The sequence below is a fragment of the Vibrio sp. E150_011 genome (assembly GCF_053544015.1).
Genome location: NZ_JBHFOL010000002.1, coordinates 36,185 through 57,088 on the forward strand (window position 1 = coordinate 36,185; position 20,904 = coordinate 57,088).

17 protein-coding genes are annotated in these 20,904 nt (G+C 43.4%); 15 read left to right on the plus strand and 2 right to left on the minus strand.

Annotated elements, in window-relative coordinates:
- The first annotated feature begins 64 nt into the window (after nt 1–64).
- Entirely contained in the window at nt 65–1,489 is a 1,425-nt protein-coding gene (uxaC, locus tag ACE1OE_RS03365; protein WP_449210134.1) for a glucuronate isomerase, read from the plus strand.
- A 9-nt stretch (nt 1,490–1,498) separates the two neighbouring features.
- Nucleotides 1,499–3,499, plus strand: coding sequence for a heparinase II/III domain-containing protein (locus ACE1OE_RS03370; protein WP_449210135.1), 2,001 nt, complete (start codon nt 1,499–1,501; stop codon nt 3,497–3,499).
- A 573-nt stretch (nt 3,500–4,072) separates the two neighbouring features.
- Here the strand turns inward: ACE1OE_RS03370 and ACE1OE_RS03375 are convergent.
- Entirely contained in the window at nt 4,073–5,464 is a 1,392-nt protein-coding gene (locus ACE1OE_RS03375; protein WP_449210136.1) for a histidine-type phosphatase, read from the minus strand.
- A gap of 232 nt (nt 5,465–5,696) precedes the next feature.
- Here ACE1OE_RS03375 and ACE1OE_RS03380 point away from each other — a divergent pair, with 232 nt between their 5' ends.
- The gene (locus tag ACE1OE_RS03380) at nt 5,697–6,137 is read left to right on the plus strand and encodes an acetamidase/formamidase family protein (protein WP_449210137.1); all 441 of its coding nucleotides are present in this window, start codon (nt 5,697–5,699) and stop codon (nt 6,135–6,137) included.
- A 76-nt stretch (nt 6,138–6,213) separates the two neighbouring features.
- Here the strand turns inward: ACE1OE_RS03380 and ACE1OE_RS03385 are convergent, their stop codons facing one another.
- On the minus strand, nt 6,214–7,089 hold the full coding sequence (locus tag ACE1OE_RS03385) for a MurR/RpiR family transcriptional regulator (RefSeq protein WP_449210138.1): 876 nt from the start codon (nt 7,087–7,089) through the stop codon (nt 6,214–6,216).
- 231 nt (nt 7,090–7,320) lie between these two features.
- Here ACE1OE_RS03385 and ACE1OE_RS03390 point away from each other — a divergent pair, with 231 nt between their 5' ends.
- The 12 genes from ACE1OE_RS03390 (at nt 7,321) to ACE1OE_RS03445 (ending at nt 20,902) form a co-directional block, all read left to right on the plus strand.
- The gene (locus ACE1OE_RS03390) at nt 7,321–8,553 is read left to right on the plus strand and encodes an ABC transporter substrate-binding protein (protein WP_449210139.1); all 1,233 of its coding nucleotides are present in this window, start codon (nt 7,321–7,323) and stop codon (nt 8,551–8,553) included.
- Nucleotides 8,554–8,601: 48 nt separating this feature from the next.
- The gene (locus ACE1OE_RS03395; protein ID WP_198593114.1) at nt 8,602–9,471 is read left to right on the plus strand and encodes a carbohydrate ABC transporter permease; all 870 of its coding nucleotides are present in this window, start codon (nt 8,602–8,604) and stop codon (nt 9,469–9,471) included.
- A complete protein-coding gene (locus tag ACE1OE_RS03400) occupies nt 9,458–10,300 on the plus strand; it encodes a carbohydrate ABC transporter permease (RefSeq protein ID WP_102471851.1) in 843 nt (280 codons plus the stop codon). The genes ACE1OE_RS03395 and ACE1OE_RS03400 overlap by 14 nt, the downstream gene beginning before the upstream one ends.
- Before the next feature lie 10 nt (nt 10,301–10,310).
- The gene (locus ACE1OE_RS03405) at nt 10,311–11,066 is read left to right on the plus strand and encodes a glycerophosphodiester phosphodiesterase family protein (RefSeq protein ID WP_449210140.1); all 756 of its coding nucleotides are present in this window, start codon (nt 10,311–10,313) and stop codon (nt 11,064–11,066) included.
- A complete protein-coding gene (locus tag ACE1OE_RS03410) occupies nt 11,066–12,169 on the plus strand; it encodes an ABC transporter ATP-binding protein (RefSeq protein ID WP_449210141.1) in 1,104 nt (367 codons plus the stop codon). Before ACE1OE_RS03405 ends, ACE1OE_RS03410 begins: the two co-directional genes overlap by 1 nt.
- A 461-nt stretch (nt 12,170–12,630) precedes the next feature.
- Nucleotides 12,631–13,350 (plus strand): sulfite exporter TauE/SafE family protein, encoded by a 720-nt coding sequence (locus tag ACE1OE_RS03415; RefSeq protein ID WP_372062185.1) that lies wholly within the window; start codon nt 12,631–12,633, stop codon nt 13,348–13,350.
- Between the two features lie 21 nt (nt 13,351–13,371).
- Entirely contained in the window at nt 13,372–14,505 is a 1,134-nt protein-coding gene (locus ACE1OE_RS03420; RefSeq protein WP_449210142.1) for a hypothetical protein, read from the plus strand.
- Nucleotides 14,506–15,284: 779 nt separating this feature from the next.
- On the plus strand, nt 15,285–17,117 hold the full coding sequence (locus ACE1OE_RS03425) for an ABC transporter permease (RefSeq protein ID WP_449210143.1): 1,833 nt from the start codon (nt 15,285–15,287) through the stop codon (nt 17,115–17,117).
- Nucleotides 17,117–18,247: an ABC transporter ATP-binding protein gene (locus tag ACE1OE_RS03430; RefSeq protein WP_449210144.1), complete on the plus strand. Its 1,131-nt coding sequence runs from the start codon at nt 17,117–17,119 to the stop codon at nt 18,245–18,247. The genes ACE1OE_RS03425 and ACE1OE_RS03430 overlap by 1 nt, the downstream gene beginning before the upstream one ends.
- A gap of 24 nt (nt 18,248–18,271) precedes the next feature.
- Complete coding sequence (locus tag ACE1OE_RS03435) at nt 18,272–19,390, plus strand: ABC transporter substrate-binding protein (RefSeq protein WP_449210145.1); 1,119 nt, start codon at nt 18,272–18,274, stop codon at nt 19,388–19,390.
- A gap of 56 nt (nt 19,391–19,446) precedes the next feature.
- Nucleotides 19,447–20,289: an inositol monophosphatase family protein gene (locus ACE1OE_RS03440; protein ID WP_449210146.1), complete on the plus strand. Its 843-nt coding sequence runs from the start codon at nt 19,447–19,449 to the stop codon at nt 20,287–20,289.
- Between the two features lie 4 nt (nt 20,290–20,293).
- Nucleotides 20,294–20,902, plus strand: a complete 609-nt coding sequence (locus tag ACE1OE_RS03445) for a dual specificity protein phosphatase family protein (RefSeq protein WP_449210147.1) — start codon at nt 20,294–20,296, stop codon at nt 20,900–20,902.
- Nucleotides 20,903–20,904 lie beyond the last annotated feature (2 nt).

Below are 20,904 nucleotides of genomic sequence, written 5' to 3' on the forward strand. Positions count from 1 at the left end.
AACCAGTTTATTACTAAGTTTTCCCAAAAGGTTATCAACGCCGTTTTATACAAGAGTTTGAATTATGTCTGCATATATACATCAAGATTTTCTATTGCAGGGAGACACTGCCAAGCGTTTATATCACGACTATGCGGCTGGACTTCCCATTATTGACTATCACAATCACCTTGATGCCAAAGCGATCTACGACAACCATCAATATGACAATATCGCTCAAGCTTGGTTGAGTTGCGATCACTACTTGTGGCGCGCATTACGCAGTAACGGGGTTGATGAGCATTACATTACGGGTGATGCGAGTGATTACGACAAGTTCCAAAAGTGGTGTGACACCATGCCTTATCTGATCGGTAATCCGCTGTATCATTGGTGTCACTTGGAACTCAAAAAATACTTTGCTCTCGATTTACTACTCAACCCAGAGAATTGTGAGGTGATCTGGCAGCATTGTAATCAAAAGCTTAAGCAAGAGTCTCATCGATTCCAAGCGCTTATCAAAAAGAGTCGAGTAGACACCTTGTGCACCACTGATGACCCACTTAGTGATTTGGTCTATCACGATAAACTCAGCCGCTCGGAGTTTACGGTACAGGTTTTGCCTACATTCCGCGCCGACGGCCTCATTGAAATCGAGAATCAAACTCGCTTTCAAAAGACGCTAAGTTCACTGAATGCCCTCACGGATGTCAATGTGGTCGATTTTGCTAGCTATGCTAAAGCCATTACTTCTCGAGTGGATTATTTTGCACAGCGCAACTGTCGATTATCTGATTTGGGGTTAAAAGTTGTGGAGTTTTCGCATTATCAGCCTGACGTGCTTGACCAAGTGATAGCAAAGGTAAAAGACGGCGAAGCGCTTAGCCGTGAGGAAATTTCGCAGTTCAAAACAGCCGTATTTGAGGTGCTTGGTAAGGCTTATCACAAGCATGGTTGGTCGATGCAAATTCATATTGGTGTTTTAACTAATGTGAACAAGCGCCGCTTTGATGAGCTCGGTGGTGGTATGGGTTTTAGTGTTATCAGTGACAACCCAATTGCAGAAAACCTTGGTCATTTGTTGAGTATGTTGGATCAAGACTGCCAACTACCGCAAACCATCATCTATAGCCTTAACCCTAAAGATAGTCCTGTGCTAGGTTCCATTATAGGGGCTTTCCAAGACAGTGATGCGAATCCAGGTAAAGTACAGCTTGGTTCAGCATGGTGGTTTAACGACCACAAGGCTGGCATGGAAAAACAGCTTCAAGACTTGGCTAATTTAGGTGCTTTAGGGCGCTTTGTCGGAATGCTCACCGATTCTCGCAGTGTTTTGTCGCTCTCTCGTCATGACTATTTTCGTCGCATTCTATGTAATTTACTGGGTCGGTGGGTCGATGAGGGAGAGTTACCTAATGATGAGTCTTTGCTTAAGCAAAGCGTCGAGAACATCTGTTACCAAAATGCCAAACAATACTTCAATTTTCATTCATCTCAAGATTTAGCGTAGGTATCCATTATGTTGCAGTTTACCTCTCAAGAAATGTCGATAATTCGTCAAAATGCCAATCAAGACATCATCGAACAGATTATTCAAGATAATCAAATCGTGCTTACTTCAGATACGTTAGTTCCACCGGATGCCCGCGCGACATGGAATCTATATTACTTTTGCCCTTCGCACGGGGTTCGCTTAAGTTGGGACAGAAACCGGCCCACCGAACATATATGTCCTGTCGATGGCGAGGTGCTTACCGGCGAACCTTATGATGGTGCGTGGTGGCGTTGGCTTAACGGACTTAATTCAAAAGCGTGCAATGACCTAGGGTTACTTTGGCAGATTACTCAAGAGCATAAATATGTCGAGAAAGTTCGAGAGATCTTATTAGGTTATGCAGAATACTATCCCAACTACGAAGAACACGGTGGTATTCCATACAACGGTCCGGGCAAAGCAAACGCTCAAACTCTCTGTGAAGCGAACTGTAATATCGACTTTGCTCGAGGCTATGATTTTATTAAAGATCAGTTGAGTGCGGAAGAGCAGCTATTTATTGAACAGCGTTTGTTGCGCGAAGGTGCGGAGTTCCTGATGCAACATCGAGCGGATCAATTGCATAACCATGAAATGAAAATATCTGCGACAATTGGTGTGATAGGTTTGATACTTGATGACCGAAAGCTCATCGACTTTGCGGTGAACACGCCTTATGGCTTGAGGTATCAGCTAGAGAACGGTGTGAGGGGGGAGGGTTTATGGTTTGAAGGTTCAATCCATTACCATTATTACGCTTTGCAAGCCCTTCTTAACTTTGAAAAAATGGCATGTAAGTCTGAACATTCACTGCAATCGGTACCAAATTTCCATACCATGTTGGCGTTCCCGCTCAAGCTGCTCATTAATACGGGAGACTTCCCCCGTCTGAACGATTGTATTGCTGGTCAAGAGAAGTTGACTCATAGCCATTTGTTCGAGTTCGGTTATCGCGAGTTCCGAGACCCTTTATTTGCATCGGCGTTGCAAAACATATATCAAGATAAGCCTCGGAATAATATCGATGCGTTGCTGTACGGTGTCGATGAATTACCGGTGGCTGAGCCGCTGACGTGTCAGTCTATTCATGCCGAACAATCCGGTATCACTATTATGCATACTCGTGAGCACGACAATATGCTTTTGGTGAAGCATGCTCCTTATGGTGGTGAACACGATCATTATGATCGATTGGGGATTCTTATTACTCGCAATGGTAAAGAAATTTTGCCTGATTTGGGAACCACTGGTTATGGAGCCGAACTGCATTATGGTTACTATAAAAATACAGTGACACATAATACCTTGGCAGTGAATCAGAAGAACCAGCCGCCATCAAACCCTCAAGTTAATAAGTTTGTAAAAGATCAGGCTTACACATGGTTAGACACACAAACAGATTGGTGCGGCGAGTTACCGAAAGTTGACAGCCATACCATTGTTCAGTGGGATGAAGCGGCATATAAAGACGTGGTGTTTCGCCGTCAAATTCTATGGCTAGGGGATGTGGCGATTGAATTTAATACCGCCCAAAATCCACATCAACAACAACTGGACTTAGTTTGGCATATCAGAGGTCAACATAGCACTTTGGCACAAGCACAAGGCTGCGAGAACCCATTAGATGGACCTTTAGCAAGAATGACAAATTGCCATGAGATGCCGCTTCAGGAGTCCATGGTTCTACGTTATTCAATTGAGGGCCAGGCAGAGTTTCACCAACAAGTGATTACGGATTGTTCGGCAACTCTGTTACTGGGGTATGCGCCAGATAATCCGGCAACCAGTGACTTAGCCTATACGATTTTGCGCAGCCAAGAAGCAGTTTTGAACGTTGCCACGGTACATAACTTGACGCAAAACGATGAGATTCGAATTGCTGATATCGAGTGGCAACCGGATGTTATCAACTTAAAACTGGTAAGAAATGGAGTGAAGCAACGTGTTTCAATCAATCAAGAGAAAGGCTCGGTTTTCATTGACTAGTCGGTAACATTGCATGGTTCAAGGACGAGCCAGTGTTGCTGACTGGTTCGTCTGTATCAACGCAGAGAACGAACCGCACACGGCCCACAACCCGTTCTTTTTCCGAGCTAGGCGCGCTTATGTGGTTTGCCTGTTAGAGTTAAGGTTTACCCTATTTCCTTGGTTAAGAACCTGTTCGATATGCATCCATTCAAACTGATGGTACCTTGCGTAATTTAGTTCAGCTTGGTAGTACGTCTGATTACTTTCAAGGTATTTAAAGATGCCCCCGTCGTTACCAAACTAATGGAGTTTATGAAAAAGGTGACTTTGTCACGTTTAGCAATGGCAGAGTAGCGGTAGCTAGCCAAAAATAGAGATGTTCAGAACGCTATTATTAAGCAAGTGACAGATTAGTATCCATCAGCTTACATAACGAATGGGTATTGTTTTACTTGTTCATTTTTGATTAAGGGCACTTTCTAACTCGAAAGTGCCCAGACTTAAACTGGTGAGTTCATCGCTGACTCAATATCTCTCCATTATTTAATCACTATGCGTTTTCATACGCAGGGTTAATTTGGAGGAAAACCGCTATCTATCGAAACAACGTTTCAGCTCATTAATTTCATAGTAGTAATTGCTATCGGCATAGCTCACACAATCTGACTTGAAGTTAATTTGTTTTTCATTGTAAAACATCGTCACTAAGACTGTATTTGCAGTATCGCTATATACATCCCATTGGATATTGGCTGTCAAAGGAGATACCCAAGCACCACGCCAATCATTGTCACTGCGGCTATAAAGAGAATCACTTGATACCGCGTGCTCACTACCCTCTAATTGAAGTGCAGCCGCAAAAGGCATAACAGCTTCTGCGTGAGCAAAGCGAAGTTTAGCGATATTGGTGTTTGTGTTGTTACCTACATTTTCAACCTCATCGAAAAAGTCATCAACAAGAATATTTGCCATACGGTAAGTGATGTCAGTATCGTCAAAGCTTGGTCCTTTTTCGTAGAAGGTGTTGCCGTCATCTACATAAGCTAACCAAGATGATTCTGCTTGAGTGATGAAGTCTTTAAACTTCCAAGGAGTATCACCAGCCTCATGCTTCATACCAGAAGTAATAATAAAAAGATTGTATAGCATTAAAGCGGCATCGACGTCATTGCGGACGAATGTGCCACCAGGTTCGCCATCTTCATTGATGTTTTCTAATTCAAATTCACCAGCGGCTAGACGATCGATAAATTCAGGGGTGTAGATACGCGATAGAACAGAGGTAACGACTTCTTTAGTGCGGGGTAACTCCATCAATTCATTGATTTTGCCTAACAGCTCAGGGTCGTTATTGATGTAGTCTTGGTAGTAGTCATTTGCGTCTTCTTTATGGAAATAAAGATGCGGTTTATTGGTTACAGACTCGTTCACCAGCGGGGCGACTTCAGGTAATGCGGATTTGAAGCTATCAGAAAAAGTGGTACCGCTGTCAATAGCGCGATCTTTTCCTGAATCCTCAAATACGACCTTCAAATCATTTAATACAGCGGTGTCCCAAAGATCCGAATGGCGGGCAGCGAGTCTTTGCGCTAAATCGTCATGCTCTTGTATGCCGAGACTGGACAGATTACCGTATCCCAGCTTTTCATTTGCGGCCATCATACGTTGAATTTCAGGGCCTAGCGTTTTTCCTAACTCAGTAAGCGCTCCATCAGCTTCAGCTAATTCCCAAACCTGCATACTCAAGTCATCATATTTGCGACTAGATAATACACGAGAGCCGTGACGAGCAAGCATCTGTGTGTAAACCGCTCGATAGCCATCAGGTGCTATCTCGTAAGTTTGTAAATCTTGCTGCACAGAGTAAGCCGTCTTCGTTCCGTATTCATAATCGACTTCAGATTCAGTTTGATCAGTAGTACTGCTATTACACCCTGCTAAGGCAATACAGATAAGAGTCAGAGGAAATTTATAATGGCACATGTTTAACCTTGGTGAATAAAAAAAATGGACTTTATCAGGGGGTAATTACATTTATGTGACTAATATTCTTGATTTTTTGTTAATTTATGTGTGCGAACCCATCCTTCTTAGTGTTGATTTCAGCCTTTTGTATCGATGCATATAGTGGCTCTCAAACTCATGTAGTACTTGACGTTAGTTATAGTTTTTCGTCGACGCAATCATTGTTAAGCTTTAGCGATTAGGTCTTGCTATGGCTCACAACGGTCCAGAGGTGTGCCAGCAAGATCTCAGTTTCTGCATTCCTATCTATTCATTTGCTCCGCAGTATTTTGGTGGCAATCTGGACGTTAAAGACCTAGTGGAAAGAGCGGTGGTCTATTACCGAGTAAATGTCGATGGCGTTACGTTCTATACGGGTGATAGTCACTTTACGCAAGATAGTGGTGAGGTAACACTCACCGCATTAGAAACCTCTGTTCGAGCAACATTTACGCTGACAATTCTTAGAGAAGGCTCTGATGCAATACCAGGTGCATTTATTGATACTCCAGTAGGTGAAATGGCAGAGTTCTGGGTTTCGGTAGGGCTTGAAGGAGGCTTAAACATCGCGATGCAAAACGCAACTCGTGAATCACTACGATTCTTGCTTAACCATTGCGGAATTAGTGAAGAGATTGATTTTTGCTTGTAAAGCATTGTCACTTGTTGTGTATGAACAGTAAGCGACGTTCTCTTCTCAGACATGTGATACTTCTATGACAGGGGAGTTATCGACAAAGCGAATCAACACTGGCTCGGATTGCTTCAAATTTCTGCAACCCTTGCATAGTTTGCTCTTTGGCCAAAGCCGTTAGGTTTCTTATTAGCGCATTGGTAACCACCAGAGAAGGGCTCACTGACTTCGTTCCTTTGTGTTCTCCTCGATAGATTCTCAATAGGTGTATGTTTTCCGGTAACTTTGTTGAACTTAGATCACTGATAGCAATGATCTTAAGTTTTAAATGCCGCGCAATAGTGATAAGACATTGGGTTTGGTTACTCAAAGTATTATTGAATAGTAAAATAAGCACGTCGCCTTCAGATGACTGCGCAAGGCGTTCTGCGAATTTGGAATGATCTAGAGAAACTGTATTGGCATCAAAACCTGAACGCATCAGTCGCCTTGAGAAGTGTTCAGAAAACCCTTCGACATTGTCTTGTCCGTTAATAAATACCTTCGTTGCATTTAATATCAGCTGGCAAGCTTCATCGAGTTGAGCTTGCGTTAATGTACTCGTCATCAACTTCAGATGTTCAATTTCTTGCGAGATGGTTGCTTGCAATACATCACCTTCAATTTGACTCTGAGTATGCTGATGACGCTCGCTGGCATCTTCAAGGTTCTGGTTTTTCTTCTGCAGGTAACGTTTGAGCTCAGGATGCCCCTTAAACCCAAGTTTTTGAGCGAAACGTACAAGAGTTGATGGGTGAGCCTCTATCGCTTCTGCAACGGCATTAGCTGATAAGTCGATATGTTCTGGGTCATTCAGATAAAAATCGACAACCCGTTGCTCTTTTTTAGTGTAGCACTTGGCTTCGTTACTCAACAGTTGCTCAAAAATGGCGGCTGATTTGGATTGGTAGGTGAGTTTGGTGCTATTCATGTTCTGCTCTTGGTCATTGGTTTATTGCAGGGTAGTTGCAGAATATGACCGTTTGATTTCCAAATGGCATGTCATGCAACATGGGTTTGGTTTATTTTTCATTAAAAACAAATGCTTATACATTTTGCAATTATTGCACAGTGATCTTCAATTAATGCAATTAAAACTGTAACCCAAGTGTCATCATGTCTGCTTAGCATGCTCTCAGTTTTTCAATAAATGGAATGAAACATGAAACTGCGTCTTTCTACTGTGGCACTTTCTCTAGTCGCTGCCAGTGCAATAGCAAAACCTGTTCAAGTTGAGTTATGGCATAACCAAACCGGAGATGATGAAGCTGTCCTTCAAGGCATCATCAACGATTTCAATGCTTCTCATGAAGGCGTAGCAGTCAGTGCGACTTACAACGGCAAATATGCGGATATTATAACCAAGCTGCAAGCTTCAATTCCGGCACGTCGTAATCCTGATATGGCGATATTAGAGGTAACCCAATATGGTGTATTCGCGGAAGCCAATGTACTGACCAATCTTAATCATTACTATGAAGAAAATGCTGAATTCACAGAACAGCTTCAACCATTTGCGAAAGAAATTGGTAGTTACAAAGAAGGCAATTACGTCATGCCGTTTAACTCCTCTACGCCGCTAATGTATGTGAATAAAGCATTACTTGAAAAAGCGGGTATTGAAGAGGTACCGGCTATGGCAAATTTAGATCAGATTCTTGATGTTGCTAAGCAAGTTCAAGCAGAGTTGGGCGATAAAAATATCTATGGAATAAACGCGCCAGGACAGTTCAGTCGCTTTGCACTTGTCATGCAAAATGGTGGTGATTGGGTTGATCCAGTGACTAATGAATCAGGACTTCACAGCCAAAATACCATCGATGCTTTCCAATGGATGGGAGATCTTTACCACAAGCATCATGTTGCCTCTGCGGAGAGCGTGACTGATGAAAAAATGGTGAAGCAGCACTTTAGTTCTGGCCGAGTTGCGATACATTTCGACAGTACGGGTAACCTTGGTGACTATAAGCGAGCGTTGGGGGATGACTTAGTCGTTCTTCCTATGCCTTGTACGGTTGAGTGCCGTGTACCTATTGGTGGTGCGGGTGTTGGTATGTTGGCCAATATTGGAGAGGACAAACAAAAAGCTTCTTGGCAGTTCATGCAGTACCTAGCATCGGCAAATCAAAGTGCAGAATGGTTTCAGCATACTGGGTATATGCCAGTGAATAAAAAAGCGCTTGATCTGGATTCTTCAATTGCTTTGCTTGAGGAACAAAAAGAATTTGCAACGGCAATGGACCAACTTCCTGTTGCCCAAGGACGTGCTCGTCCACCTGCAATGGCTTGGATTCGCTCACAAGAAAATGGGGTATGGGAATCCATCGCTTTGGGTATGCGAAGTGCAGATGAAGCGCTGAAAGCTTTCCACTCTCGCGTAGAGTCACGTCTATAGCATCTATAAGGCAGGGTAACCTGCCTTCCATTAACTCAAAATAGATTGATGAAAAAACTAGCCCCCTATTTTTTTGTATTGCCGTGTATTCTTCTAATAGGCATTTTTACCTATTGGCCGATTATCTCGTCATTCTTTTACAGCTTCCATACGTGGAACTTCTTGAGTAGCGATATGCCTTTTGTAGGCTTAGATAACTATCGTTACCTTTTACAAGGTGAAGAGTTTAGAAACTCACTGATAATCACATTGATTTTTGTCGTGGTATCAGTACCTATACGACTTGCGTTAGCTCTGCTCTTAGCTAACTTTTTAGTCAATGAAACCAAATTGGTACGATTCCTTCGAGGAGCTTATTTTTTACCCTCAGTGACCTCTACAGTTGCCATCTCGGTAATATGGAGTTGGATATTCGCGACAGACTTTGGTCTTATTAACTCCATTTTGGCGACATTCGGCGTAGATAAAGTTACTTGGCTCCAATCACCAATGTTAGCGTTATGGGTGATCATCATTGTAAATACTTGGAAGCAATTGGGCTATGACATGGTGATTTACGTTGCCGGATTGCAGGCTATTCCAAAAGAGTTATATGAAGCCTCACAAGTGGACGGTGGCAAGAAATTACATGTATTCCGCAGGGTGACCTTTCCTTTGGTAATGCCAACGACCTATTTCTTGCTGATCATCTCAGTAGTAGAGTCGTTCCAAATATTTACCATTGTTAATGTGATGACTAACGGTGGCCCAGCATTTGCGACCGATATGCTCGTAAATCTGCTTTATCGCACAGGCTTCGAACTGTTTGATATTGGGCAGGGGTCAGCACTCGCTGTCATCTTGTTTGTTCTTCTATTGGCTTTAGCAGTGGTTAAATCCAAGCTCATTGGTAAAAAGGTTCATTATGAAGGCCGTTAGTACTATTAGTGTTGAACCAAAGAAAATACGTTGGTCGTTGTCGTCTGTTGTTCTCACAGCATTTGCGTTGTTATTTTTGTTCCCTATAGGGTATGGGATTTTCTTATCACTAATCCCATTTGATGCTTATACAACGGGTGATATTCGCTTCTCGTTAGAGAACTATGCTTATGCCTTTACTGAGATGAATTTCCCTCTGTATCTTTTTAATACTGCGGTGGTTTCAATCGCTGTTACGGTATTAAGTCTAACGGTTTCAGTGTGTGCGGCTTATGCGTTTAGCCGGATAGAGTTCAAAGGACGTGAATTTCTGTTTTGGCTGGTGGTTGCAACATTAATGGTTCCGGGTCACATCAGTCTCATTCCAAACTATCTCAATATGGCAAAAGTGGGATTACTTGATAGCTATTGGACGTTAATTCTACCGTCTATCGCGAGTGGCTTTGTGACCTTCTTTCTACGCCAATATTTCAAAAACATCCCAAAAGCGATGGATGAGGCAGCATGGATTGATGGAGCAACGCATCTTCAGGTTCTTTGGAAAGTGATCGTGCCAATGGCGCGTCCAGCGATTGCCGCGATGGCTCTGTTTACTTTCCTTGGAGAGTGGAATTCCTATATCTGGCCGTTGATTTCAACAGACAGTGAAGAAGTACGTACCTTGCAAATTGCGCTATCACGTCTTTATGCAGGCGCAGCTGATGATGGCATCGTTAACTGGCCACTTGTCATGGCAGGCGCAACGCTCACTATGTTGCCAACGTTACTCTGCTTTAAGCTTGTCGAAAAACATTTGGTTCGTGGCATCGCCATGGGCGCACTGAAATAAGAAGTATCCAATGACTAAATCACTAATAGCATCACACCGCGGTGGTACTCTCCTTTGGGGCGAAAATAGCCGTAGAGCATTTGAAAACACCTTAAATTTGCCTGTTGAGCTTGTAGAGTTCGATGTACATCCAACCAAAGATGGCATCTTAGTCGTTCATCACGATGCCACCTTAGACCGTACTACCGATATGACAGGCCCAGTGAATGCTAAAACCTGGCAAGAGCTTTCACAGGGTAGTGTTAACTATTCTGGTGGTGAACGAATTATGACTCTCAAAGAGCTGTGCGAACTCTATAGCAATAGCGATATAGTCTTACGACTTGAAATCAAAGGGGATGAAGACAAACTTCCTTATCCAAATATCGTTGAGCAAGTATTAAGTGTTCTTGAAGAGACAGGGATGAATGAACAGTGCATCATTTCTTCATTCAATTGCGAAGTATTGTCTGACGTTGCGCTAAAAGCCCCTGAGATATTTACGATCTGGCTAGTTGCTCGCAATATGCCAAGCCTTTTGGGGGCAGAACAAGTAGCGAAGATAGCGAAAGAAATAAAGGCGAACGAAATATCGGTTCACGTTAGTCAGCTGATGCATCGAACTCAAAAGGCAGTTAAAGCGAAGAATCTAGAATATGGTTGCTATGGAGCTCATAAAAAGGCTGATATTAATAAAGCACTTGAATTCGGCGTGTATGCCTTCACGACCGATAGACCAGATCTAGCATTAACTCTGCGCGACGAATTTATGTTGAGGACTCAATAATGACGGCTATCACGCTAAATAATATAGATAAGACTTATTCTGAAGATAACCAAGTAATACATGATGTGAGCTTGGAGATCCAAAGCGGTGAGTTCATCGTTATCGTTGGTCCCTCAGGCTGTGGGAAATCTACCTTATTACGAATGATTGCAGGTTTAGAGCACATCACTCGTGGTGACCTTCTGATCAACCACAATCGAGTGAATCACGTATCCCCGCAAGATCGCGATCTAGCATTTGTCTTCCAAAATTATGCGTTGTATCCGCATCTAACGGTACGGGACAATATAGCTTTTAGCCTCGAATTGAGAGGTGTTGATAAGCCCACTCGTTATCGCCGTGCTGAAGAGGTCGCCAAATCATTACGCCTATCTGAACATTTAGATAAGAAGCCAGGACTCTTGTCTGGCGGTCAACGTCAACGGGTTGCAATGGGACGCGCCATTGCACGTGACGCAGGTATCTACTTAATGGATGAGCCGTTATCGAACCTTGATGCTGAATTGCGAAACTCAATGCGTGCCCAAATTAAGCAGCTGCACCGTAAGCTTGGCAACACTACGGTTTATGTCACGCATGATCAGATAGAAGCATTAACACTAGCTGATAAAATTGCTGTGATGAAAGACGGTGTGCTTCAGCAGTTTGCTAGCCCTGAAGAGATCTACGACAATCCAGCGAATGTATTTGTTGCTTCATTTATCGGTAACCCTCCGACCAATATATTGCCATTAACGATATCACACAAAACCGCCACCATAATTGGGCCAGATATCTCATGGGAAGTATCAGCGAGTGCAGAGGAGCGAGGCGACTACTTGCTAGGTATTAGGCCCGATAAGATGAGTATATTGGAAGAGAGCACTCACAAAGAGATCCAATGGAAGGCCAACGTAGATCTGGTCGAAACGACAGGCAGTAATAGAATTGTTCACTGTCTTTCTGGAGGACAGAAATTCTTATTGAGCATTGACCGAAAATATCAACTCAAGGAAGGGCAAACGATTGATGTCGGTTTTAACCTGAACGATGCTTTTCTTTTTGATTCGCAGACCAAGCTTCGTGTTGAACTGCCGTTGGTGCCTTTGTCAAATATTGCTTAAATCACTGCTTTGGATTTAGTGATTAGAGTTCCGAAAAAGATAGGGACGGTGATGCTATTCGTTCCCTATCTGATTTCGTTATTTCAGATTGAACAGACCACCTCAATAAAGTTTTATCCTTTCACCCAAATTAAGAGCGATCTCGAACTGCACGAACATAGTTCTCAATGCGAATTACATCACCTTGGGGGCGTGCCCATTGGGGTAATCTTTCGCATTACCTTCTTTGAGTTCACCACGTTGAAACCCAGCGCCGTGCGCGTCATGTTATGTAAGTTATCGTATTGATCCCATTAAACTTTGATTATTCAACGCCTTAATGTCTTAAGGTATGTTGTTTTTTTTGTAGTTAATTTCGATTGTAAAACGATGTTTCGTTTTATTTGACTGCATCTTTCAATAAAAGGATAATTATTGGCGATTTGAGATATGCTATTCGGAATACGGGGTTATAAAGTTTGATGGATATTACAGTACTACTCGCTATGTCCCTGATATTTATCGGTGCATTTATCCAAACTGCCACCGGGTTTGGCATGGCCATTGTGGCATCACCTCTGTTGTTGTATTTGTCACCAGAATACATCCCAGGCCCTATCATTATCGTTGGCTTTTTTATAGCGCTTCTTAATACGTATAAATATCGGACACAAATATCTTTACATGGCCTCATGAAAGGCATTTTAGGTCTAATTCCTGGTACTTGCGTGGGTGCGGCGATTCTTTACTTCATCGATGTTGGTCAGCTATCGGTGTTGCTTGGGACTACTGTCCTTATTGCTGTCGGTACAAGCTTACTTCCGATAAAAATGGAGGTGACTCCTAGGCGTTTGATGCTTGCTGGCTTCTTTTCTGGTTTTTTAGGTACGAGTTCAGGCATTGGAGGTCCACCAATGGCTTTGTTGTTGCAACATCAAAAAGTAGAGCAAATCCGTGCCAATCTAGCGGCATTCTTTTTAATGAGCTCTACCTTATCTCTGCTCATTCAGATCCCAATTGGCTATATGAGTATCAAACATCTATTGTTAGCACTTCCTTTGGTACCTGCTGGTTATGCGGGTCATAAATTAGCAATAAGTGTCTTACATCGACTTTCTAAAAAACTCGTGCGTAACCTCTCTCTAAGCTTGTGCCTTGTCGCGGGGATAGGGGCGGTTTACTCGGGTTTAAAGGTCATATAATTTTTATATTAAAGGTATCAAATGAAAAAGAATATTTTGTGGGTTGAGCAAGCTTGGACTGATACGTTTGAGAAAGTGAAGTCAACGAGCGAAGAGATGTCAGCTTGTTTTCCATCCATGACATCTAATGGTATTTACAGTGATACGGACAGACCGTGGGCCTGGGTCGTTGGATTTTGGCCTGGGTTGTTGTGGCTATTATATGAAAAAGAAAACTACTCTCCATTTAAGGACATCGCAATAGAACGTGAATTGACCATGGATGGCCCATTAGATGAGTTCGTTGATATTCATCATGATGTCGGGTTTATGTGGCAATTAACCTCAATCAAGCACTACGAACTGCTTGGAAATGAAAAATCCAAAACACGTGCGTTAAGAGCGGCGAGTCACCTAGCGAGTCGTTTTAATATCAATGGTCGATTTCTAACAGCATGGAATAAAAACGATGTGAATGATGCTGACCCCAAAGGATTAAGTATCATCGATAGCATGATGAACTTACCCATTTTATATTGGGCCGCTGAACAGTTGGATGCACCCAGATTCAAGCTCATTGCTATGGCACATGCCGACACGGTATTGAAAGAATTTATTCGTGAAGATGGCTCGGTCAGACATATGGTCGAGTTCGATTGCTTTTCGGGCGAGGTCAAACAGTATCATGGCGGGCAAGGCTACAATCAGGATTCCGCATGGAGTCGCGGAGCTTCTTGGGCAGTGCACGGTTTTGCATTGAGTTATCAATACACAAAGGAAGAACGCTATTTGGAAGCCGCAATGAAAACCGCGGACTTCTTTATCGAAAATTTGGCCGAAGATTCAGTGCCATATTGGGATTTCAGAGCTCCTATTAAGACTGACACCCCCCGAGATACTTCAGCTGGGGCTTGTGCCGCTAGTGGGCTTTTACTACTTTCAGATTTAGCACCAACAGCAGATCTGCGTGAGCGTTATCTTGTCGCAGCAAATGATATGCTAAATAGTCTTTATCAAAACTATGGAACCTATAACGATGATAGCAAGCAAGGTGTTTTGGTCGGAGGTACCTTTAACTATCCTAAAGGGCTCGGTATCGATTGTTCACTGATCTACGGAGATTACTACTTTGTGGAAGGGTTATACAGACTCAAAAACAAGTTAGCGTCACTATAACGCAGATCTTTCGCGGAACAAAATACACATAAGCGTGTATTTTGTTCTCTCAATTCAGTTAAATACAAATACACGACTTCTTCAGGAAGTTGTTTGGAATGTGGTAATTTGATTACGCTGGTTTCGTTTAGTGGTCAAAATTTGCAGGCTTTCGATGTCATCTTATGCGAACTCATACTGAAATAGCTGAGTAGCTGTTTAAATACTAGTTCGCCAGTTTCTAACTCCCCCAAATTAAGTCGTCATTCTCGTTAAAGCAAGGATCTCCCAAAGCGTGTGGCTCACTTAAAACAGTGACGAACTCCAGAAAATAGGCTCACAACACGCGGATGAAGATCCCCTTTTTCAAGGGGATGACGGTTAGTTTTATTTGTGGGAGGAGTCACATGTCAGGGTCAATTCTGCGCTGACGAAGACTGAGCAGACTCGTTTGTCGACAAAAAACATCCTAAATCAGCAACCAAAACATCCAATAATTCGTCATCGCTTTGAAGAACGAAATCCACCGACAGCGTCACTGAACCACAACAGTATCATATGGTGGCTAGCTGAGTTTTGCCCCGTTGTAAGCCACGACCGACTGAGTTTCAATTTAATCAAAAAAGCATTCCTATAAAACCAATTCTCAGATTGAACGGTTATCTGCTTTCTATGATTAACGTAGTTGTCTTATTATGACTTGTCACTCTCGCGTCATTGATTGTCAATAAAACTGAAATACTGTAACGATAGAATTCCCACCGATTGCACAGCTGTGCAAAAAGCGTAAAGGGGTTATTTTGAGTTCTCTATCTTCCAGTATTGTCAGGTCAACACCATTATCAAAATGGTTGACGTTAAAGTACAAAATACAGCTAATGATACAGACACCAACAACGATGATTGGTGTGCTTCTTGTGTGCATATTTACCTATTTTATCGCCGTACCCGTTCTATCACTTCTGCTTGATGCCATTCAGGTGCAATTTGGTGATGAACGCCGCATTGGAGAAGTGACGGGAGAATGGACAGATTACTACGTTAATCGCACGATCTTCTCTCAGGTTTCCCAATCCCTGTTTTGGGCGCCTTTAAAGCATACATTAACCGTGTCGTCGGCTGTGATTGTTATCTCACTAGTGCTAGGGAGCATTCTGGCTTGGTTGGTCAGTCGAACGAACATGCTCGGTAAAAAGTGGTTTGCTACGGCGTTGATCGTTCCTTATATGTTACCAGCATGGACTTTTGCGATGGCGTGGACGACCACCTTTAAAAATCGCTCAGTCGGTGGTCAGCAGGGATGGATGGAAAACCTCGGTTTTCAGACGCCTGATTGGCTCGCTTATGGTGAGGTGCCGATCACCGTAATTCTCTCACTTAACTATATTCCATTTGTCATTTTATTGCTGGGTAATGCATTACGTTCATTTGATACTCAACTTGAAGATTCAGCACGAATTTTAGGTGCAAGCAACAAAATCATCGCGTTAAAAATTATTATTCCATTAATGTTACCTGCACTGATGTCAGCATCAATTTTGATTTTCGCTAAGGTATTAGGGGAGTTCGGTGTCTCTTATATATTGGGATTGCCGGTCAATTATGAGGTGTTATCTACGTCTTTATATCGCAGCATCGAGTCGCGTCAGACAGGCGTTGCAGCGGTGCTCGCAGGTACCATTATGTTTTTTGGTATTGTGTCTTTGATGATTGATACGTTGTTGCTCAAAGAAGCGCGTAAGTTTGTCATCGTTGGCAGTAAAGGCGTGATGCATCGTAAAACGCACCTCGGTATTTGGCGTTTACCTGCTTTCGGCCTCGCAAGTATGGTGTTCTTTTTCTCTGTCGTAATGCCAATGTCTGTGCTTGCACTGTCAACCTTTATGCATATCCCTGGTAATTTCTCCTGGTCTAACTTTACCCTCGATTATTGGATTGGCACTGACCTTAAAACCATCGCGGAAACTAAAGGTGTGTTACTGAGTTCAAACTTGTGGTCTGCCGTTTGGAACACGCTGTGGATTGTGGGCATTGCCTCTGTGTGTTCTGGTGTGCTGGGTTTATTGGTTGGTTATGTGGTTGTTCGCAGTCCTTATAGCTCAATGAGTACATTACTGAGGCAGATTACGTTTTTCCCTTATCTTGTTCCAGGCATCGCATTTGCTGCTGCGTATATGTCTTTATTTGCTGTCGAGCGTGGGCCAATGCCGGCACTCTACGGGACGATAACACTCCTTATCTTGGCCTTAATTGCTGACGAAATGCCATACGCTTCACGAGCGGGTATCTCGGCGATGATGCAACTAGGAAAAGATCCCGAAGAAGCGGCTCAAATGGCGGGTGCAGGGTGGTTTACACGAATCACAAAAATCGTCATCCCTATTCAAAAAGGCTCATTGGTAACCGGTATCTTGTTGCCATTTATTTCGGGAATCAATGGATTAAGCCTGTTCGTAATACTTGCAGTGCCATCAACGGATGTGTTGACGACCTACGCACTTAGACTGATTGACTACAACTATATTCAAGCATCAAACGCCGTTGTGCTGATCATCTGTGCGATTGCTTTCCTTGGCACATATTTTACTCAAAAAATGACAAAAACTAACTTAGCAGAAGGACTGGGAAGCTAATGCCTAATATTCAACTAAACAATGTGTATAAGGAGTATGACTCCAGTCAGTCTCCTGCGGTTAAGGCACTAAACCTTGATATTCAAGACGGCGAATTCATGTGCTTATTAGGTCCGTCTGGATGCGGTAAAACCACCACCCTTCGCATGATTGCGGGACTAGAAAATGTGTCGAGTGGGGCTATCTCACTCGGAGAAAACGTGGTGGATAGTCTTGAACAAGGGCTATTTGTTCCTCCTGAGAAAAGGGAACTTGGCTTGGTATTTCAAAGCTATGCATTATGGCCACATCTCACCGTATTTAAGAACATTGAGTTTGGCTTAAAACTGCGCAAAGTTGCCAAAGCCGAGCGCAATGAAATTATTCAAACGCTTGCGAAGAAGCTGAGTATTGCACCGTACTTAGAGCGACTGCCTTCTCAGCTTTCTGGTGGTCAGCAGCAACGAGTCGCACTGGCAAGAATGCTAGCCGTGCGACCCAATATTCTATTAATGGACGAGCCTCTTTCAAATCTTGATGCCCGTCTGAGATTAGATATGCGTAACGAACTGAAGCGCATCCATGAGGAGTTTAAAACCACAATTGTTTTTGTTACCCATGACCAATGGGAAGCCATGGCATTAGCGACGAAAATTGCGGTGATGAACAACGGTGAATTGCAACAGTTTGGTTCACCAGAAGACATTTACGAACGCCCTGCTAATCGTTTTGTCGCGGAGTTTGTTGGAACGCCACCAATAAACATGCTGGATATTGAATCAGACAATCCATTAACCACCAAACTTCGCACCTATTTAACTCACGCTGCCATAGCCAAACTGAGTAACGGTACGATAGGTATTCGGCCAGAAAGAATCCAAATTTCGGCTCAATCTGCGGCGAATAACCAACCAAATCAGGTAAGCGTGGATGCGCAGCTTGTTAGTATTTTGCCGACGGGTGGCTCGTGGATTTTAGAAGTCGACATTGGAGGGCTTCAGCTATTAATCACCACCCAAACCCCACCGATTTGGCAACTAGGTGAAACCATTCATCTGGTTGCTTATCTTCACGATCTACATTTTTTCAATGAATTAGGTACTCGCGTCGAGAGCGAGATTCAACAAATATCATCCAGTTGTGTTGCGTAACACTCAACGTTTATGGAGAACGAAGTGAACAATTCTACATCTAAGTTAGCGCTAATTGCGTCGACAATATCTATGGTTCTATCACATAGCGCTATCTCTCAAGACCGCTTTGATTTAGACCAACTTATCGAAGCAGCAAAGCAGGAAGCGCCAATTACTGTTTATGCTCCATCAGGGAAAATAGTGGCGACAGCAGATAATTTCACAGAGAAATATGGAGTTAAAGCAACCGGTAGCAAAGTAAGCAGTTCTGCCCAAGTAGAGATGATGATTCGTGAATTCCGAGCGAATAACATCCGAGGAGATGTTGTTATTGCGGGTGATGCATCGGCGGCAATGGCACAACTCATTCCAATGAATATTGTTGAGTCATGGGTGTCTCCAGGCCTAGTGAATGATATCCCTAAGGCTGCCCAGAATCCGTTGTTGGTTTATGGTGATCCAGCCGTTTGGTCATACAACAATGAGGTTTATGAAAGCTGCCCAATCTCCAATGTTTGGGAGCTAACCGAGCCTACTTGGAATCGCAAAGTGGCCATTCAAGACCCACTGAATAAGGTTGCTTATCTCGATCTTTTCAATCAACTCGAGTCACATCATGATGAAGCAATGGCGCAAGCTTATGAAGCTCATTTTGGGGAAAAATTAGATACCTCAAAATATTCAGCGACGTCTATTTGGGTTCAGTCACTTGCAAAAAATGCCCCTCTTACTACTGATTCAGATTCGGCAACCGGTGATGTGATTGGTGCTCCAGGCCAAGGAGATGCTTTTATGGGTCTGGTTTCAACTGCGAAATACCGTGATGTGGCTAAGGGTTCCGTCCACTTGTCGATCTGTGACAATGTAGCGCCATTCACGGGTTGGTCAACACCGGCTTATGGGGTGATGTCGACCAAGACGAAAAGCCCAAATGCGGCGAAATTGTTTCTTCATTTTTTGATGACCGAAGAGGGCATCGAAAACCAGACGATAGATGGAAAAGTATCGGGTAACCCAATGATTTCAGCGAACCTCAAAGAAGCTTCAGGCGTGCAAGGTGTTTATGATCAGGTTCTGCAGTACTCAGCAAGCACTGGGTTGGAAGATTTCGACAATCGTCAAGACTGGATCGACTTGTGGCGTATGAACTACACGCGCTAATTACATTCTTAGCGAGGAGACCTCTTCTCGCGAACTACCTTTAAGTTCTTATTTAAATGCAGACTATTTCAGAAAAACCAACATCGACAAATATCACGCTAGACCCACCCCCCCAAAAGAAAGTACTCGATAGACGAGTAGAGATTGGCATCTCGATGATCAAAGAAGCGGGGGTGTTAGCTCTGAGTGTTTTCAATGATATTGCGTCGACCGATGTGATGCTAAAAGGCCCACAAGACTTTTTAACTGAAGCCGATATTGCAGTGGAAACCTTACTTCGCAAACAGATTAGAGATCACTTCCCGATGGACGCTATTTTTGGTGAAGAGCAAGGAGGAGAAATTGAAGGGGACACATGGGTACTTGATCCTATTGATGGGACCGCAAATTTTGCGCGTGGTATTCCTCACTTTTGCATCGTAATTGCGTTCGTCAGTGGCGACAAAACACAGTTTGGACTGATCTATGATCCTGTTCATGACGAACTCTATCAAGTGATTGCGGGTCAGGGTGCGTTACTTAATCAGGTTCCAATTGAAGTTGCTTCTACAGATCATTTCTCGGCAGCTAATTTGGAGCTGGGTTGGAGCACGCGCGTTCCCCACGAAACTTACATGTGCGTGTACGAAAAGATGATGTCGCTAGGCGGCAATATCAGACGTAGTGCCTGTGGTGCGCTTGCTTTAGCGTATGTCGCATGTGGTCGCACCGATGGTTATGTCGAATTACATATGAACCCTTGGGACTGTTTGGCTGGTTTGTTGTTGGTCAAAGAGGCGGGAGGAGTAGTAAACCAATACGCAGAACAAGAAGGGTGGAAAAACGGTGGGGCAGTGTTGGCTGCGGTGCCGAGTTTTGCCACAGCACTATCAAGCAGTACTCAAATTAGGATCTCATAACATTATGTTAATTTCACGAATATACGACAGAGCCCCAACTCATTGCGTCGCTGAAGGTATTGGGCCCGAAGGGCAGGATTTGTATCTAGGTGGCTACGATGCCGCTCGCGACCTTGAGTTACTCGAGAGCTTAGGGATTACGACCGCGGTAAACTGCTCAGTCAACCTGGATATAAATTATGTCATCGATCCTTACTTACCTGCAGAAGGTGACTTACTCGAAGGTGGGTGCGGCCCAATTCGTACCTATAAAGTCGGGCTCATTGATGGTCCTGGTAATCCTCACCATATGATATTGGCCGGCTATTACTTACTTGATGGTGCATTCAATCAAGTTGTTCCAGAAAAAGCATCTTATCCTAACCGAGCTCGTGGCAATGTATTGGTTCATTGCCGTGCGGGACGCAGTCGTTCTGTGGCTATCGCTGCTCTCTATATGCATAGAAAACAGAAACACTTGTACCCAACACTGCAGTCCGCTATTGACGTGGTGAGAGAAAAGAGAGAGTTGAGACCGGATGAATGGTTTGAAACACCAAAGCCAAGCTTATTAGAGGCGATCGAAAAGGCCAATGCTATGCTCGATATTTTGGAAGCAAATGGTTTTGATTAGAA

What these genes read in the sequence shown, in the direction of transcription:
- uxaC (WP_449210134.1), top strand. Translation starts at nt 65, where the DNA reads ATGTCTGCATATATACATCAAGATTTTCTATTGCAGGGAGACACTGCC.
- ACE1OE_RS03370 (WP_449210135.1), top strand. Translation starts at nt 1,499, where the DNA reads ATGTTGCAGTTTACCTCTCAAGAAATGTCGATAATTCGTCAAAATGCC.
- ACE1OE_RS03375 (WP_449210136.1), bottom strand. Translation starts at nt 5,464, where the DNA reads ATGTGCCATTATAAATTTCCTCTGACTCTTATCTGTATTGCCTTAGCA.
- ACE1OE_RS03380 (WP_449210137.1), top strand. Translation starts at nt 5,697, where the DNA reads ATGGCTCACAACGGTCCAGAGGTGTGCCAGCAAGATCTCAGTTTCTGC.
- ACE1OE_RS03385 (WP_449210138.1), bottom strand. Translation starts at nt 7,089, where the DNA reads ATGAATAGCACCAAACTCACCTACCAATCCAAATCAGCCGCCATTTTT.
- ACE1OE_RS03390 (WP_449210139.1), top strand. Translation starts at nt 7,321, where the DNA reads ATGAAACTGCGTCTTTCTACTGTGGCACTTTCTCTAGTCGCTGCCAGT.
- ACE1OE_RS03395 (WP_198593114.1), top strand. Translation starts at nt 8,602, where the DNA reads ATGAAAAAACTAGCCCCCTATTTTTTTGTATTGCCGTGTATTCTTCTA.
- ACE1OE_RS03400 (WP_102471851.1), top strand. Translation starts at nt 9,458, where the DNA reads ATGAAGGCCGTTAGTACTATTAGTGTTGAACCAAAGAAAATACGTTGG.
- ACE1OE_RS03405 (WP_449210140.1), top strand. Translation starts at nt 10,311, where the DNA reads ATGACTAAATCACTAATAGCATCACACCGCGGTGGTACTCTCCTTTGG.
- ACE1OE_RS03410 (WP_449210141.1), top strand. Translation starts at nt 11,066, where the DNA reads ATGACGGCTATCACGCTAAATAATATAGATAAGACTTATTCTGAAGAT.
- ACE1OE_RS03415 (WP_372062185.1), top strand. Translation starts at nt 12,631, where the DNA reads ATGGATATTACAGTACTACTCGCTATGTCCCTGATATTTATCGGTGCA.
- ACE1OE_RS03420 (WP_449210142.1), top strand. Translation starts at nt 13,372, where the DNA reads ATGAAAAAGAATATTTTGTGGGTTGAGCAAGCTTGGACTGATACGTTT.
- ACE1OE_RS03430 (WP_449210144.1), top strand. Translation starts at nt 17,117, where the DNA reads ATGCCTAATATTCAACTAAACAATGTGTATAAGGAGTATGACTCCAGT.
- ACE1OE_RS03440 (WP_449210146.1), top strand. Translation starts at nt 19,447, where the DNA reads ATGCAGACTATTTCAGAAAAACCAACATCGACAAATATCACGCTAGAC.
- ACE1OE_RS03445 (WP_449210147.1), top strand. Translation starts at nt 20,294, where the DNA reads ATGTTAATTTCACGAATATACGACAGAGCCCCAACTCATTGCGTCGCT.